Origin of the sequence: Claveliimonas sp. (assembly GCF_037273965.1) — a bacterium.
Lineage (GTDB): Bacteria > Bacillota > Clostridia > Lachnospirales > Lachnospiraceae > Claveliimonas > Claveliimonas bilis.
The window spans coordinates 1-2,872 of sequence record NZ_JAYAZJ010000055.1 but is presented as its reverse complement, the minus strand read 5'-3'; the positions used below and the strand labels follow the sequence as shown (position 1 = coordinate 2,872).

4 protein-coding genes are annotated in these 2,872 nt (G+C 44.5%); all 4 read left to right on the top strand.

All coding sequences use genetic code 11. The features are described 5' to 3' along the window. The coding region (gene hisH / locus WJ238_RS03895) for an imidazole glycerol phosphate synthase subunit HisH (protein WP_337606207.1) at nt 1-283 on the top strand (283 nt) is incomplete at its 5' end. A 1-nt stretch (nt 284) separates the two neighbouring features. Then, on the top strand, nt 285-1,043 hold the full coding sequence (gene hisF / locus WJ238_RS03890; RefSeq protein ID WP_147600033.1) for an imidazole glycerol phosphate synthase subunit HisF: 759 nt from the start codon (nt 285-287) through the stop codon (nt 1,041-1,043). Nucleotides 1,044-1,056: 13 nt separating this feature from the next. Then, nucleotides 1,057-1,740 carry a uracil-DNA glycosylase gene (ung, locus tag WJ238_RS03885; RefSeq protein ID WP_022066846.1) on the top strand — a complete coding sequence of 228 codons (684 nt, stop codon included), beginning with the start codon at nt 1,057-1,059 and terminating at the stop codon, nt 1,738-1,740. Between the two features lie 10 nt (nt 1,741-1,750). Beyond that, on the top strand, nt 1,751-2,872 hold a 1,122-nt coding region (locus WJ238_RS03880; RefSeq protein WP_337606206.1), incomplete at its 3' end, for a polysaccharide biosynthesis protein.

Below are 2,872 nucleotides of genomic sequence, written 5' to 3'. Positions count from 1 at the left end.
CTTGAAGATCCCTCATATGGGATGGAATTCCCTGCAGCTTCAGAACAATGGAAGACTGTTTCGGAATATTCCTCAGGATACGTATGTATATTTTGTACATTCTTACTATCTTCAGGCACAGGAGCCGGAAATTGTAAAGGCAGTAACCGGATACGGTACGGAGATCCATGCTTCTGTAGAAAAAGACAATGTATTTGCCTGTCAGTTTCATCCGGAAAAAAGCGGAAAATACGGACTTGAAATTCTGAAGAATTTTGCAGAGCTTGGCAGAGAGGAGAGATGATATGTTTACAAAAAGAATCATTCCCTGCCTGGATGTGAACCGGGGACGGGTGGTAAAAGGTGTAAATTTTGTTGACCTGAAGGATGCCGGAGATCCTGTGGAAATTGCCAGAGCTTATGATGCGGCAGGAGCAGATGAGCTGGTGTTTCTTGATATTACAGCTTCCTGCGAAAACAGAGATACGGTAACAGATATGGTACGGGCAGTTGCTTCCAGTGTGTTTATTCCCTTTACCGTAGGCGGCGGAATCCGCACCGTAGATGATTTTAAGAAGCTTCTCAGAGAAGGCGCGGACAAGATTTCTGTAAATTCTGCGGCAATTGACAGACCACAGTTGATCACAGAGGCTGCGGAAAAGTTCGGAAGTCAGTGCGTGGTAGTTGCTATTGATGCCAGACGAAGAGATGACGGAGGCTGGAATATTTACAAGCATGGCGGAAGACTGGATACAGGAATAGACGCTGTCTGGTGGGCAAAAAAGGTGGAAGCGCTTGGCGCAGGAGAGATACTTTTAACCAGCATGGACTGTGACGGTACAAAAGCCGGATATGATCTGGAACTGACTCAGACAGTGGCGGATGCAGTGAATATTCCCGTAATCGCCTCAGGGGGAGCCGGCACTCTGGAACATTTTTATGAGGCGTTTACAAAAGGAAAAGCAGATGCAGTTCTTGCTGCGTCATTATTTCATTACAAAGAACTGGAAATCGGTCAGGTGAAAGACTACCTGGCAGAAAAAGGAATTTCAGTAAGAAGATAAAGAGGTGACAGTTATGGCTCCTTTGTCAGGAGAGTGGCTGGAAGCGCTGAAAGGCGAATTTCACCAGTCATATTATGCAAAATTATACAAAACAGTAATGCAGGAATATAATACCAGAAAGATTTTTCCTCCTGCAGAAGATATGTTTAATGCATTTCATTTTACACCGCTCAGTGAGGTGAAAGTGGTGATTTTGGGACAGGATCCTTATCATAACGACGGACAGGCCCACGGTCTGTGTTTTTCCGTAAAAAAAGATGTGGAGATCCCTCCGTCTCTTGTAAATATTTATCAGGAGCTCCATGATGATCTTGGCTGTTATATTCCGGATAACGGATATCTGGAAAAATGGGCGCGCCAGGGTGTGCTTCTGTTGAATACAGTGCTTACAGTGCGGGCGCATCAGGCCAATTCACACAGAGGAATTGGCTGGGAACAGTTTACAGATGCAGCCATCCGTATTCTCAACGAACAGGACCGACCCATTGTATTTCTTCTCTGGGGACGTCCGGCCCAGATGAAAAAATCCATGCTGAACAATCCAAAACATCTGATCCTGGAAGCTCCGCATCCCAGTCCGCTGTCTGCTTACAGAGGATTTTTCGGCTGCAGACATTTCAGCAGAACAAATGAATTTTTAAGAGAAAATGGTCTGGAACCAGTTGACTGGCAGATCGAAAATAAAGATCAGGTGTGAAGGAGACATCATGGGAAAAAAGAATAATCTTGTAAGAAATGCCTCCTTTTTGATGATCGCGGCAATGATATCCAAGATCATCGGCCTGTTGTATAAAAGTCCCTTATCCTCCATTGTAGGGAATATGGGAATGGGCTATATCAGCCTTGCCCAGAATGCCTATATGATCCTTTTGATGATCGCATCTTTCAGTATTCCTCAGGCAGTATCGAAGCTGATCTCAGAAAGGATTGCGTTAAGAGATTACAAAAACGCACAGAAAATATTCAGAGGGTCTATGATCTATGCGGCTGTTGTAGGCGGAGCAGTAGCTCTCTTCTGCCTTTTTGGCGCCAGATTTATTATTCCCCGCAATCAGCCCAATGCAGTTCTGGCTTTGCAGATTTTATCCCCTACCATATTCCTTTCGGGAATTCTCGGCGTGTACAGGGGATATTTTCAGGCATACAGAAATATGCTTCCCACATCTGTTTCTCAGATTCTTGAACAGATTTTTAATGCTATTGTAAGTCTTCTTGCAGCATGGCTTTTTATCAAAAATATTTCAGATGGAACGCCGGAACAGGTGGCAAAATGGGGAGCTGCCGGCTCAACAGTTGGAACAACAGCCGGAGTCGTGACAGCGCTTTTGTTTATGATGATGGTCTACGGAATGAACCGGAAAGGCATCCGCGCCAGAGTAAAAAGTGACCGGAGACACAGAGAAAAATCATATGGGGATATCCTGAAACTGATCATGCTGATCGTATCTCCGATCATTCTCAGCGCATTTATCTATAATGTAAATGGGTATCTGAACGGTGTTCTTTATTCGGAAATTCTCGGAACACAGGGAGCAGATGCAGACAAATTAAGTATGATGTATGCAGAGTATGCAACTTATTTTATGAGTATTATCAATATTCCTCTGACCCTTTCCAGTGCAGCGCCCACCTCTATGATTCCTGAGGTTTCGGCTCTTTATGCTACAGGCGCAGTAAAAGAAACCAGAAGAAAAATTGATCAGACAGTGCAGCTTTCCATGTTTATTTCTGTTCCCTGTGCAGTAGGCTTAGCCGTTCTTGCACAGCCAATCGTATCCCTGCTGTTTGGAGGAACCAATGGTACAGCAGGAAAGCTTCTGAAGATCGGA